The organism is Actinacidiphila sp. DG2A-62 (assembly GCF_035825295.1).
Classification (GTDB): Bacteria; Actinomycetota; Actinomycetes; order Streptomycetales; family Streptomycetaceae; genus Actinacidiphila.
In genome coordinates this window covers 5,605,062-5,617,812 of sequence record NZ_JAYMGI010000002.1, presented here as the reverse complement: position 1 = coordinate 5,617,812, position 12,751 = coordinate 5,605,062, and the positions used below count along the sequence as shown (strand labels likewise).

The window sequence follows — 12,751 nt, the reverse complement described above, 5'->3', positions numbered from 1 at the left end:
CGGCGCCGGGCCCGGTGACGGGGGCGGTCAGAGCAGGTTGGGCAGCAGGCGGGCGGCGGAGCCGGACAGCCCGACGACGACCGCGGTCAGCACCGGCAGGCCGCAGATCCAGGTCTGCCAGCGGCCCCAGCGGCGGAACGACCAGGTGATCACCACCGTGACCAGCAGCAGGCCCTGGAGCCAGAGCATGACCGGCAGCCACGCCGACTCGTCGCCGGCCAGCGGCTGTTCGGCCGGGGTGAGTCCGCCGCCGGCGGGGCGCCGGCTGGGCCGGGCTGACCAGCTGGGCGTCGACCCGCAGCATCGCGCGCGGGGTGTAGAGGCCGCCGGTGGCGGTCATGAGGACGAGCCTGCCCTGCCCGCCGCCGGGCGGCGCGGGCGCCGGGTCGCCGGCCCGGCGGATGCCGGTCACCTGGTACCGCTGCTGTCCCTGGCCGGTGGTGACCGTGATGGGGTCGCCGGCGCGCAGCTCGTCGAGGTGGTTGAAGGGGCTGCCGTAGCCCCACTGGCGGCCCATGATGATGCTGGTGCCGGGCTGGCCGGGCATCGGGGTGTCCCTGCGGTGGCCGGGCCCCGCCATGAGCACCCCGGAGGTGGTGCCCTGGAAGACCACCTCGCGCAGGCCGATCGCCTTGATGTGCAGGACGGCCACCGGGGCGCCGCCGGCCACCTGCCTGCCGTGGTCGTCGTAGCGGCCCACCGGCGCGGTGCCGAGCGCGAGTTCGGCGCGCAGCCGGCCGTAGCCGCTCTGCTGGGCGCGGGCGTGCTCGATGTGGCCGAGCACGGTCAGGTTCACCACGAAGCCGAGCAGCAGCGCGGCCAGCACGGTCAGCGCCGCGCCGGGGACGACGAACCGCAGGTCGGGGCCCGGTCGCGCGGGCGCCGGCGGCTCGGGCCCGCGGGGACTGCGCGGCGGCGGCTCGGCCGTCTCGTGGGTCGGTGACAGGACGGCCACGGGTGCGCTCCTTCGGTGCGGGGTCGGGGCGAGCTCGATGCGGGGTCGATGCGGGCTCGATGCGGCTGGGCGGGGCGGGCTGCCGGGTGCGGCACGCCCCGCCCGCCGCGAGCCGACGGGTGCGCGCGGTCCGTCGCGTGGTCCGTCGCGCGGTCAGTCGCGCGGGGTCGGGCCGAAGCTCAGCAGCTTGCCGTTCCTGCGCACCCGGTGGACGGCGTAGCCGCCGCCGGCCAGCAGGAGGAGGGCGAGGAAGCCGAGCGAGGCGACGCCCCCGGCGCCGGTCGCCGCGAGCGTGCCCGAGCCGCCGCCGCTGGAGCTTCCGCCGGAGGCGCCGCCCGAGGACAGGTCGCCGGTGCCGCCGGAGGCGCCGCCCCCGGTGGACCCGGAGCCGCCGGAGGCGCTCGAACCGTCTCCGGCGCCAGAGCCGGACGCGGCACCGGACGTGGAACCGGCCGTGGCACCGGACGCGGCACCGCCGGTGTCGCCCGCGGTGGAACCCGCGGTGGACCCGGAGCTGTCGCCGGCGGTGGCGCCCGAGCTGTCGCCGGCGGTGGAACCGTCGCCGCCCGAGCCGACGCTGAACGCGAACGTCTGGTCGACGGCGCTGGTGTCGCCGTGCAGCTTCAGCGCGTGGGCGCCGTCGGTCAGCGACGAGGGCACGGTGAACTCGTAGTTGCTCACAGTGCCCTGGGCGTCGGGGGCGCCCTTGGGCAGGCTGCCGGCGGCGCCGTCGAGGGTGACGGTGACCGGTTCGCCCGCGGCGGACGTGGCCGACGGCAGAAAGCCCTCCGCCGTCAGCTCGACCTTCTGCCCGGCGGTGAGCGTCGGGGACTCGTCCAGGGTGTTGCCGGTGTCGTCGAGCGCGGTCAGCTGCGGCTCGTCGAGGATGGCGTAGGTCGTCGTCGACGAGGAGCTGGCGGTGAACGCGGCGGGGTCGTCGGGGGTGAAGACCGCCTTGTAGTTCTGGATCGAGGCGGTGCTGATCCCCGGGACGGTCGTCGTGGCGGAGCCGCCCGTCAACGGCTGGGTGTCGATGGGGGTGTCGCCGTTGCGCAGGAACTGGACGCTGCCCGCCGCGCTGCTCGGCTGCACCGTGGCCGTCAGCGTGAAGCTCTTGCTGACGGTGGTGTGGCCGGCCGGGCAGGCCGCCACGCTGATCGAGGTGTTCGTCGCCGGGGCGGCGTTCTTGACCGCCCAGGCGTCGCCGGTGATCTCGATCAGGGTGCTGAAGGTCGGCGTGTCGGTGTAGGCCGGGTCGGCCGACGCGCACTCCACCTTGATCGCGTAGACGCCGTCGGTCGGGGTCGCGCCGTAGTTGCCGAAGGCGTCCGCGATGGTGTTCACGTACGGCGGGCCGTCCGGACCGGCCGGCGGCACCTGCGCGGTGATCGTCGACCCGTCGAAGGGCGCCCCGTCGGTCAGCCCGAACGCGATGAGGGAGTCCCCGAAGTCCGGGATGGCCACCAGGACGTTCAGCGAGTCCTGGTAGTGCTCGGGGCACGGGGCCGACACCGACACCTGGGACAGGGGCTGGGTGTCGGTGAGCGTGCCGCTGCCGGGCGTCAGCGTCACCGTGCCGGGAAGGTCGGCGCTCGCGGTCCCCGCGGTGGTGAGGATCAGGGCGCCGCTGCCCAGGATCAGTGCCAGCACGCTCAGCAGCGTCGCGTGCGTTCGTCGTGTCATGTCTCCTCGTCCCCTCGGGGATGTGGTCGGTGGTACCGGTGCCGCGGTGTGACGCGTGCGGCCCTGCCACCTGGCGGGTGGCAGGGCGTACGGGCGTCCGTGCCGGTCGGCGCGGGCCGGCGGTGCGGCCGCGCGACCGTCACGGTCACGTGGTGGTGAAGGCGAACGTCAGCTTGACCCCGCTGTCCTGGCCGGTCAGGACGAGCTGGTGGGAGCCGGCGGTGAGGCAGGACGGGAGGGTGACCGAGTAGCCGGTCACCGAGCCGGCCGTGTCCGCGGTGGCCGACGGCAGGCCGGCGGGCAGCGGCCCGTGCGCGCGGGTGATCGCCGCGGTCACCTTCTCGCCGGTGGTGGGCTGGAAGCCGGTCGCGGAGACCGTGATCCGCTGGCCGCCGGTGAGGCGCGGGGCGGCGCCCAGGACCGTGCCGGAGGCGTCGGTGACGGTGATCGTCGGCGCCGCGAGGAAGGCGTAGTCGAACACGCCGTAGGCCTGGGCGTGGGCGAGCTGGTTCGCCGGCACGAAGACCGCGGCGTAACTGCGGACCGTCGGGCGGGTGGTGGTCGGCACGGTCACCGAGGCGACGCCGTTCACGACGGTGACCGGGCCGCCGATCGGGTTCGCGCCGCCGTCCGCGGAGAACTGCACGGTGCCCGGGACGGCCGGGCTGACGGCCGCGCTGAGGGTGAAGGTCTGTCCCACCTGGACGTGCCGGGCCGGGCTCGCGGACAGCGTGATCCTGGTGGCGGTCGGCGCCGGGCGGCTGTCGACCTTCCACGTGTCACCGGTCACGTCGATGAAGCCGGTGAAGGTGGGGCGCTCGGGGAAGTGCGCCGGGTCGGCGCTCCCGCAGACCACGTGGATCGGGTAGGTGCCGTCCACGACGGGCGCGTCGACGTTGGCGAACGCGTCGGCGATCGAGTTGACGTAGGTGGTGTCGGTCGACTCGGCCGGCACGGACGCGGTGATCGGGGCGGACGCGAACGGGCCGCCGTCGGTCAGGTGGAAGGCGATGCCGGACTCGGCGCCGTCGGACGTGACGAGGAAGACGTTCAGGTCGTCCTGGTAGCCGGTCGGGCACGCCTTGTTCACCGACACCTGGGTGAACGGCGAGCCGTCGGTGAGGCCGGCGCTCCTGGCGGTGAGCGTGACGGTGCCGGCCGTGGTGGTGGCCGCGCTCGCGCCGCCGGTGCCGGCGAGCACCGCGCCCGCGCTCATGAGCAGCCCCAGCGAGCCGACGAGCACGCCGTGAAGTCTTCGGTTCATCGTGTCTCTACTCCCTGACAGGTCGAACAGTGGGTGGGACAGCGGGTGGTGCGGCGGCCGGGCGCCCCGCGGGGGGGCGCCCGGCCCGGCGGACGGCGGTCCGCCGTGGTGGGTCAGCGAGAAGGACCGGAACCGGCCGGCCTCTCGCCGGGGCGGGTCAGGAGTTGCCGGTCAGCGTGGTGGTGCCGCAGCTGCCGGCGGGGAGCTGCGCGAAGCCGAACTTGGTGATCGTCGCGCCGTTCTGGCAGATCTTGGAGGTGTTGGGGTCGGTGAGCGGGTTGGCGGCGGTGTTGACGAACGCCAGCTTGATGTCGGCCTCTGTCAGCCGGCTGGTCTTGACGACGTTGTAGACCGGGCGGTTGATCGGGAACGCCGGGTTCAGCGTCGCCGGGGAGCCGGTGGTCGGCGCGGTGCTGTTGACCGACTCCAGCACGGCGCCGTTGATGCGGTTGCGGACGCCGGTGGTGGCGGAGTTGGACTGCGCGATGTACTGCGCGATCGAGAACGGCGTGATGTCCTCGGAGCCGTCCGCGGCGATGGTGCGCTGCAGGCCGCTGCCGTCGTGCTCCTCCACCTGGGTGCCGTCCTTGGCGTGGTCGCTCACGCACGACGGCAGGGTGGTGGCGTCGAAGCCGAGCTTCTGCGCCCAGAACTTGCGGGTGCCGGAGCCGGGCTGCGGGACCAGGGGGTGCACGGTGACGCCGTTGATGGTGGGGAAGACGCCGGCCGCCAGCGGGTTGCCGTTGGTGTCGAGGCAGTTGTAGACCCGGTTCAGGTCGTACAGGCTCTTCTGGGCGTTGGTGGTCGCGGTGGCGGAGTAGGTGAGGTTGGCGGGCAGCGTGCTGCCGGTCTTCACCGCGGCCGTCACCGCGTCCTCGGCGAACGGGATCCAGGTCAGGTTCGAGCCGGCCGTGGTCACACCGCTGGAGGAGCGGGCGAAGTCCAGGTTGCCCGCGTTGGCGGCGATGTCCGCGTTGAGGGCGGCGATGCCCTCGCCGGAACCGTTCGGCCGGGTGATGCAGGTGTGGCCCGAGCGGACGACGATGCACTCGTGCGGGACGCCGGTCGACGGGTTGACCGCGTCGTAGGAGGCGATCAGCAGGTGGTTCGGCGAGCCGTTCGGGTCCACGATCACGTTCCCGAGGCCGTTGAGGACGTCCTGGGTGGTGTCCGAGCCCACGCCGACCAGCTCGCGGAACTGGCCCGACGGCGGGTCGGCCTGGGCGGTTCCGGTGATCAGGACGGTGCCCATGGCCGCGGCGCCGACCGCGATCGAGAGCCGCTTGGCGAATTTCACGTTCACTGTTATTTCCTCCGTGCTCATGCGGATGGAATTTCCAGATGTACCGCGCCGAGGAGCATCAGGGATTTCTCCCCGGAATGACTCGGTCCGTCGACCGGCCGTGAGACATCCTGCCACGCGCACAAGTTGCAGCAACCAAATAGAGCGGCCCGGGAAAGTGAACGATCGGCATTGCGCAATCCCCTCGAATTTCCTTCCAAGGGGCGCGTAGGTCCGCGTCGCGGCGCACGGGGGCGACGGCCGGTCACCGCGGTCTCCGCCGCGTGCGGCGCGACGGCCACGGCGTGCCGCCGCCGGGTCCCGCCGCGCCCGCGCGCATCAGCAGCGGACCCGCGAGGCCGCCGGCGACGCCGGCGACGAGGACGGCCAGGAGCACCCAGCGGACGGCGCCGAGCACGCGGTGGGGTGTGACGCCGCCGGTCGCCGCGACGGTGTGCGCCGGGGGCGAGGCGCCGGGGCCGCCGGTGCGGCCGGCCGCGGTCGCCGCGGTGGCGGAGGTCGACGGCGTCGCGCCGCCCGCCGTACCGCCGGAGCCGCCGCCCGCCGTGCCGCCTGCCGTGCCGCCGGCGCCGCCGCCGGTCGCGCCGCCGAGCGAGCCGGTGCCGCCGGCGCCGCCCGTGGTCAGGGCGCCGCCCGCGCCGTCCGCCCCGCCGTCGGCTCCCGCCGTGGCGGCGCCGGTGGGCGGCGCCCCGGTGACGAGCCGCGCCGCGGCGGCCAGCGCCTGGTCGCGCAGGGTCTTCGGCAGCGGGGCGTACCCCGGCGGCAGCAGGCCGTTGCCGATGCCGGACTGCTGGCCGACGCCGGCCGCGTAGCGGATCATGGTGGCGAAGTCGGTGCGGGTGGTGCTGGGCAGCCCGGTGGAGGCGGCGGCGTAGGTGACCGTGGTGAGCGGGTAGGCGTCCGCGACCTTGCGGCCGGGGTCCTGGTCGAGCACCCCCGGGACCGCCCCGTCCTTCATCGCGCTCACCGCCTTGCTCAGCGACGCGGCGGTCGGCGCGACGTACTGGCCGTCGGCGCCCTGCAGCTCGGCGGTGCCGAGCCGGTAGCGGGCCGCGGTGGCCGCGTCGGTCAGTCCGAAGGTGAAGTACTGGCCGGGCAGTTGCGGGCTCTGGGCGAGCTTGGGCGGCAGCACGTTGGTGTCCACCGTGGTGGCACCGGTGTTGTTCGCCTTGCGGACCCGGGTCGCGTCGTCGTGCAGGTCCTGGCCGTAGGGATTGATCGTGACCGGGGTGATCTTGAGGTCCTGGGCCTGCTCGGCCGGGGTCCACGACGTGGGGTCGGGCTTGGGGAATTCATTGAGGGCGTCGGTGCCGGGATGCAGCGCGAGGAAATTGGGGTTGATCGTCATTCCCCATTCGTCGGGCTTGCCCTCAAGAAATGCCTTGGCCTTCGGGTCGGAACGCAGCCACCGCCACAGTTGCGCGGCGTAGTCGGACTGCCCCTGCGGGACCTGCAGATCGTAGCGGCAGGTGTTGTTCTCGAAATAGCCGAGATTCGGGTTCAGCTTGATGAATTCGGGGTCGCGCGGGACGTCCTGGGCGTTCTCCTTCGGCAGCCGGCCGCGGACGACCTGGGTGTTCGGGCCGGGCAGGTCGCACTGGTAGGACTCGGTGAGCATCTTCGCCACCAGCCTGGCGTCGAGCCGCACCCGCGGCACCTGCCGCGAGGACCCCGCCTGCTGGATGTTGAAGCCGATCACCAGCCCCGACACCGCCACCGGCGCGTGGATCACCGGCGGGCTGCCGTCCGGCGGCACGATCGGGTCCTCGACGAAGGCCAGCGGGGAGTTCTGCCCGCCGGTGAGGACCTGGTTGCGCGCGTAGTCCTCGTTCTGCAGGACGTACCCGAAGGTGATCTTGTCCTCGGTGCACAGCGTCGGCTGCCAGGAGCTGATCGCCTCGTTGGCCATCTCGGAGCCGATGGTCGCCTGCTCCTTCTGGCCGATCGGGCAGTAGACCCCGATAGGCTCGAAGGCCAGCCGGAAGACGATCCGCTGGGCCCAGTTGCTCGCCGACAGCGGCGAGGTGCGCAGCCCGCCGTCCGGCGCGGAGCCGTTGGGCTCGTGCTCGCCGCGCGGGACGACGACCAGCCAGCACGGCTCGGGCGTCCCGCCGGCCCGCGCGACGTCGCCGCAGCCCATGAAGTCGGCCTCGACCGCGGACTCCAACTGGAAGACGGTCTCGCCGGTGCCGTCGGCGCCGGTGGCGGTGACCGGCTGCTCGTTGCTGGTGAGCGGGGTGAAATAGGTCTGCACGTCGGTCGTGCTCTCGCCGGTCACCGGGCGGAAGGGCAGCACCTGGCCGTTCGGGGAGGCGGGCAGCGTCTCGCGCGGGTCCTCCAGGCCGCTGCCGTCGGCGTAGGCGACCGACCGCCGGACCGCCTCGGAGCCGATGGACGCCGGCGGCTCGCCGAAGACGCACTGGTCCCGGTCCGGGCCGTCCGGCGAGTTCCCCCAGCACTGCATGATCTGCAGGAAGTCCGAGCCGTAGACGCCGGCCTCGCCCGGCCGGGTCGGCGTCCCGCCGGACCAGGACACCTTGACGCCCTGCCCGCGCAGGTTCTTGGTCTGCTCGACGGTCACCTTCAGCTGGGAGAAGTCGTCGTACGCGCCCTTGGTGCCGGACTTGGTCACCGAGGAGTCCGAGGAGCCGGCGTCCGCCCGCGCCTGGCCGCCGGCCGGGACCGGCAGCACGACCAGGCCGACGGCGGCGAGCACGGCGGCCAGCAGACCGCCGACGCGCAGCAGCCGGGCCCGGTCGCGCCCAGTGGTCTCACGCACGCTCATCACGCCCCCCGGTCCTGGCGAAGCGACGGGCCAGGGTGGGCGGGGCGACGACGACGGCCAGCAACAGCAGGCCCGACAGCCCCATCAGCCAGGTCCGCATGCCCCAGAAGGAGTCGTTGCCGACCGCGACGCTGGAGGCGACGACGTCCTGGTCGCCGGTCGCCCCTCCCGCGTCGCCGGCCGGCAGTCCGGTGTCGGGGTCGACCGTGCCGCCGCTGGTCCCCGCGGTCCCGGTGGAGCCGGCGGCCGAGGCGCCGCCCGGGGTGCCGCCGCCGGTGGCGGACGCGGCGCCCGACGTCCCGCCGCCGGACCCGGCGCCGCCGGACGCCCCGCCGGCGGCCGTGCCGCCGCCCGAGCCGCCCGAGCCGCCGGAGCCGTTCGCGCCGCCGCCCGGGCCGCTCGCGCCGCGTGTGCCGGAGGACCCGGCGGTGCCGGACGCGGCGGGCTTGACGGGAGTGGGGTCGTTCTTGGCGCCCGCGGTGCCGGTGGTGCACTGCGTGGGCCCCTGCTTGTCGCAGGCCGGCGGGAAGGGCGCGTTCTTCACCAGGGTGTTGGCGCCGTCGGTGGAGAACGTCGGGTTGTGGCAGCCCCGGATGTTGATGTTCTGGGTCTGCACCCCCGGGATCCGCCGGATCTGCTCGAAGCCGGCCTGCACCAGGTTGATCGGCAGCGGCGAGAAGCCCAGCGGCTGGGCCTGGGCCTGTCCCTCGCACAGGAAGTAGTAGCCGAAGGCGCCGAGCGTCCTGCCCTTGCTCGCGGTGAGCGGCGACTCCAGCTTCGTCGGGATGATCATGTAGCTGTAGCTGGACAGCGGGTAGGTGCGGCTGTCGGGGTTGGTGTAGACCCCGTCGAGGATCTGCGTCAGGTACTGCGAGGAGCTCTTGTTCTGGTTGATCTGCGCCTTGAGGAGGCCGACCGCGACGCTGGAGGCGGTGGGCTCGGTGTAGTAGCCGGCGGAGTTGAGCACCTTGGCGACCGGGAAGCCGGTGGTGACCGCGTAGGAGTACTCGACGTAGGTGATGGCGCCCTCGGCGTAGTCCTGCCGGGTGTAGCCGGACACGCCGAGCGACCCGGACTGCGCGATGAAGCCGGAGCCGGGGATCACCGGGTAGTACGACGTCAGGCCGCACGGGGTGGGCTTGCCCGCCCGGCGGCAGTAGTCGTTCCACAGCGACCCCTGCTGCTTGGACATCCACAGGGTGAACTGCGCGGTGGTGCCGGAGCCGTCGGAGCGCACCACCGGGATGATCTTGCGGCTGGGCAGCGCGAGACCGGGGTTGTCGCCGGCGATCTGCGGGTCGTTCCAGCGGGTGATCTTCCCGGTGAAGATCTTGGCCAGGCTGCTGCCGCTCAGCCGCAGGTTGGTCACCCGCCGGCTGCCGATCTTCAGGTTGTACATGAACGAGGTACCGCCGGCCACGATCGGCATGTAGGCGTAGCCGCGCTTCGGCGGGGGTTCGCGCACCCCGAACTCGGTCATTCCGTAGGGGATCTCGGACACGCCGAAGTCCACCGTGCCGTCGGCGAACTGCTGGCGGCCGTCGGAGGAGCCGGTGCCGGCGTAGTCGACGGTCATCCCGTACTGGGTGACGTTGCGGCGCCACTGGTCGATGGCGTTCTGGCTCCACGTCGAGCCGGCGCCGCTGATCCTGGTGTACGAGTCGGCCTGCGCGGGCCCCGGGACGAGCACCGCCAGGGACCCCATCAGCACGGCGACGGCAGCCACCAGCGCCCGTATCCTTCTCACGATCCGTCAACTCCCTGCGCGGGTTGGTCTTGTGGCGTACGAGGTGCGGAAGCGGCCGGGCTCGGGCCGCCGAGCGGGCCGCCGCGGACGGCCGCGCGCTCGGCGAACCTGCGCTGGTCGCGGCGGGAGGCGAGCACCCGGCGGTGGGTGCCGCGCCGGGACAGCTCACCGGCGCCGCGACCGCCGATCACGCGGGCGATCAGGAACAGCACGAGCACCAGGAGCAGCAGCACCGCCGCCGCCCCGAAGCCGCGGGAGATCATGGCCGGCTGCGGCGACTTCACGAACTCGAACGTGGCCAGCGGCAGCGACACCATCGGGTCGTGCGTCGGGCTGTAGTTGGTGCCCGCGCCGTAGCCCGCGGTCAGCAGCACCGGGGAGGTCTCGCCGACGCCGCGGGCGGTGCCGAGGATCACCGCGGTGGTCAGCCCGGAGCGAGCGGTGGGCAGCACCACGTGCCACACGGTCCGCCAGCGCGGCGACCCGAGCGCGTACGACGCCTCGCGCAGGGTGCCGGGCACCAGGCGGATGACGACGTCCGAGGCGCGGATGATGATCGGCAGCATCATCACCGAGATGGCCAGCCCGGCGGCGAAGCCGGACTTCTGCACGCCGAGCGCCAGGATGGCCGTGGCGTAGACGAACAGGCCGGCCACGATGGACGGCAGCGCGGTCATCGCCTCGACGACCGTGCGCACGAAACGCGCGTAGCGTCCGGGCACTTCGTTGAGGAACACCGCGCAGAGCAGCCCGGCCGGGACGGTCAGCACCAGGGCGATGGCGATCTCGATCAGCGTGCCGATCACCGCGTGCCGGATGCCGCCGACGGACAGCGGGTCCAGCGGGCCGGCGTGCCGCATGTCCTGGGTGAAGAAGTTGCCGTGCGGCAGCGCCTTGCGGCCCGACCACAGGGTGTACACCACGACGAACCCCAGGGCGGTGATCAGCACCGCCGCCAGCGAGTGCACCACCACCGAGGCGATCCGGTCGCGCACCGCGGGGCCGTCCTCGTCGTACGAGACGAGCAGCGCGTAGAGCCCGGTGAACAGCGCGTACGCGCAGACCGCGAAGCCCAGCAGGCCGCTGAACGGCGCCAGGCGGGCGAAGAACAGCCAGGTCAGGCAGAGCGAGGCGGCAGCGGCGCCGAACACCGCGTAGACGTCGGTGCGCCGCCGGGCGCCGGTGCTCCTGCGCCGCTCCGGCTCCTGCGCGGCGGGCGCGCGGGCGGGCAGCACGGTGGGCCCGGCGTTCGTGTCGGTGGTCATGCTGACGTGGTCTCCTTCGTGCCCCACCAAGATTGGGACTCGGTCACTCGGCGGTGGCGCCGGAACGGCTGCGGGCGACGATCGACGAGGCGGCGAAGTTGACCACCAGCGTCATCAAGAACAGCGCCAGGCCCGCGGCCATCAGCGCGGACATGCCGATCTTGCTGGCCTCGCCGTAGCGCAGCGCGATCAGCGAGGAGACCGAACTGGTGCCGCTCTGGAAGATGTGCGGCTGCACCACGAAGATCGGCGAGATGACCATGTACACGCCGATGGTCTCGCCCAGCGCCCGGCCCAGGCCCAGCATCGTGCCGCCGATCACGCCGCCCTTGCCGAACGGCAGCACGACCGAGCGGACCACCCCCCAGCGGGTGGCGCCGAGCGCGTACGCCCCCTCCTTCTCGCCGACCGGGGCCTGCGAGAAGACCTCCCGGATCACCGAGCAGATGATCGGGGTGACCATCATCGCCACCACCAGTCCGGCCACGAAGGTGGACGCGGTGTACACGGTGGCCGTGGCCAGCGGATCGTGCGGGTCGGCCCCGTCCACGCTGAACAGCGGGATCCAGCCGACGTACGTCGACATCCAGCGGGCCAGACCGATGACATTGCCCTGCAGGAAGAACAGCCCCCACAGGCCGTACACCACCGAAGGAACCGCGGCCATCAGGTCCACCGTGCTGATGAGCGTGCGGCGCAGCCGGGGCGGCGCGTACTCGGAGATGTACAGCGCCGTGCCGACGGCCAGCGGCACCGCCACGACCACCGCGACCGCGGCGATCAGGCAGGTGCCGGTGAGCACGGCCGCGATGCCGAAGTGGCCGGCGTCCGGCTCCCATGCCGACGTGGTCAGGAACGACCATCCGGCGCGGCGCAGCGCCTGCCATGCCCGGTACAGCAGGAAGCCGCCGACCAGCAGCATCACCAGCAGCACCAGTCCGCCGCCGCCGCGGGCGACCGACCGGAACACCCGGTCCGGCGTCCCCGAGTCGGCGTGCAGCCGGCGCGGCCGGTCCGCGGTGGCGGCCTCGCCGGGCCCGGCGCCGTCGCCCGCCGTTCGCGTCCGTGTTCGCATCGTCACGCGAGGAACGGTCACGGCGGGCCATGGCCGGGTCGGCACGCGTATCTGAACGAGGGCACCCGTAGGGGCAACTTCCGTTCACCTGACGGCTGTCCGCGGTACCTGCGGGACACGTGTGACGCGAGCGCGGCGCCGGGCCAGGCGCGCCCGGCCGCGGGCTACCCGCGGCCCACGGCGCGCCGCACGCGGTTCACGGTGACATCGGCGCCCGGCCGAGCGCGGGCAGCAGCACCCGGAACCGCTCGTACGCCGCCTGGCAGGTCGAGTGCCGTTCGTAGGACCGTGCGGAGACGGCCCGCACGGCGCCGGCGGCGTCACGCAGCCGCCACACCCACCCGTTGGCCTCGGCCGCGTGCTGGACGCCGCCGGTCAGGTCGCCCGGTCTCGCGCACAGCTCCTCGAACGCCTCCCGGCAGGTCGCCTCGTCGAGGTAAGCGTTCGCACCGAGCGCGATCACGCGTCCGTTGCTGGCGATCAGCCGCCAGGAGAACCGGCCGCCCTCCCCCATGTCGACCTGGCACCGCGTACCGCCCGCAGCGCCCCCCGCCGTCTCCCCGGCCATGCCGCATCCCCACCCTGTCCGCCCCTGAATTCGCGCGTGCTCCGCCCCTGAGGAGTGCCCGGTCGCGACCGGGCACCCGGCACCGGCAATGTAGGCGGGCGGCAGT

General features: G+C 73.4%; 9 protein-coding genes and 1 pseudogene. All 10 read right to left on the bottom strand.

What is annotated here, in order from left to right; genetic code table 11:
• Positions 1-27 precede the first annotated feature (27 nt).
• A complete protein-coding gene (locus VSR01_RS25280; RefSeq protein ID WP_326451414.1) occupies positions 28-189 on the bottom strand; it encodes a hypothetical protein in 162 nt (53 codons plus the stop codon).
• Between the two features lie 268 nt (positions 190-457).
• Positions 458-586: pseudogene (locus VSR01_RS37930) on the bottom strand (sortase); the annotation flags it as partial.
• Positions 587-1,108: 522 nt separating this feature from the next.
• On the bottom strand, positions 1,109-2,638 hold the full coding sequence (locus tag VSR01_RS25270; protein ID WP_326451412.1) for a hypothetical protein: 1,530 nt from the start codon (positions 2,636-2,638) through the stop codon (positions 1,109-1,111).
• 145 nt (positions 2,639-2,783) lie between these two features.
• Positions 2,784-3,902: a hypothetical protein gene (locus tag VSR01_RS25265; RefSeq protein WP_326451411.1), complete on the bottom strand. Its 1,119-nt coding sequence runs from the start codon at positions 3,900-3,902 to the stop codon at positions 2,784-2,786.
• 157 nt (positions 3,903-4,059) lie between these two features.
• Positions 4,060-5,226, bottom strand: a complete 1,167-nt coding sequence (locus VSR01_RS25260; protein WP_326451410.1) for a hypothetical protein — start codon at positions 5,224-5,226, stop codon at positions 4,060-4,062.
• Between the two features lie 223 nt (positions 5,227-5,449).
• Positions 5,450-7,990: a hypothetical protein gene (locus VSR01_RS25255; protein ID WP_326451409.1), complete on the bottom strand. Its 2,541-nt coding sequence runs from the start codon at positions 7,988-7,990 to the stop codon at positions 5,450-5,452.
• On the bottom strand, positions 7,977-9,716 hold the full coding sequence (locus VSR01_RS25250; protein WP_326451408.1) for a phosphate ABC transporter substrate-binding protein PstS: 1,740 nt from the start codon (positions 9,714-9,716) through the stop codon (positions 7,977-7,979). The genes VSR01_RS25255 and VSR01_RS25250 overlap by 14 nt, the downstream gene beginning before the upstream one ends.
• A gap of 17 nt (positions 9,717-9,733) precedes the next feature.
• Positions 9,734-11,002: a phosphate ABC transporter permease PstA gene (gene pstA / locus VSR01_RS25245; protein WP_326451407.1), complete on the bottom strand. Its 1,269-nt coding sequence runs from the start codon at positions 11,000-11,002 to the stop codon at positions 9,734-9,736.
• Between the two features lie 43 nt (positions 11,003-11,045).
• Positions 11,046-12,077: a phosphate ABC transporter permease subunit PstC gene (gene pstC, locus VSR01_RS25240; RefSeq protein WP_326453806.1), complete on the bottom strand. Its 1,032-nt coding sequence runs from the start codon at positions 12,075-12,077 to the stop codon at positions 11,046-11,048.
• A 196-nt stretch (positions 12,078-12,273) separates the two neighbouring features.
• Entirely contained in the window at positions 12,274-12,645 is a 372-nt protein-coding gene (locus tag VSR01_RS25235) for a hypothetical protein (RefSeq protein WP_326451406.1), read from the bottom strand.
• Between the last annotated feature and the right edge of the window lie 106 nt (positions 12,646-12,751).

Excerpts from the sequence above, each read along its gene's own strand:
- VSR01_RS25255 (WP_326451409.1), bottom strand. The coding sequence starts at position 7,990 with ATGAGCGTGCGTGAGACCACTGGGCGCGACCGGGCCCGGCTGCTGCGC.
- VSR01_RS25260 (WP_326451410.1), bottom strand. The coding sequence starts at position 5,226 with ATGAGCACGGAGGAAATAACAGTGAACGTGAAATTCGCCAAGCGGCTC.
- VSR01_RS25235 (WP_326451406.1), bottom strand. The coding sequence starts at position 12,645 with ATGGCCGGGGAGACGGCGGGGGGCGCTGCGGGCGGTACGCGGTGCCAG.
- pstC (WP_326453806.1), bottom strand. The coding sequence starts at position 12,077 with ATGCGAACACGGACGCGAACGGCGGGCGACGGCGCCGGGCCCGGCGAG.
- VSR01_RS25265 (WP_326451411.1), bottom strand. The coding sequence starts at position 3,902 with ATGAACCGAAGACTTCACGGCGTGCTCGTCGGCTCGCTGGGGCTGCTC.
- pstA (WP_326451407.1), bottom strand. The coding sequence starts at position 11,002 with ATGACCACCGACACGAACGCCGGGCCCACCGTGCTGCCCGCCCGCGCG.
- VSR01_RS25270 (WP_326451412.1), bottom strand. The coding sequence starts at position 2,638 with ATGACACGACGAACGCACGCGACGCTGCTGAGCGTGCTGGCACTGATC.
- VSR01_RS25280 (WP_326451414.1), bottom strand. The coding sequence starts at position 189 with ATGCTCTGGCTCCAGGGCCTGCTGCTGGTCACGGTGGTGATCACCTGG.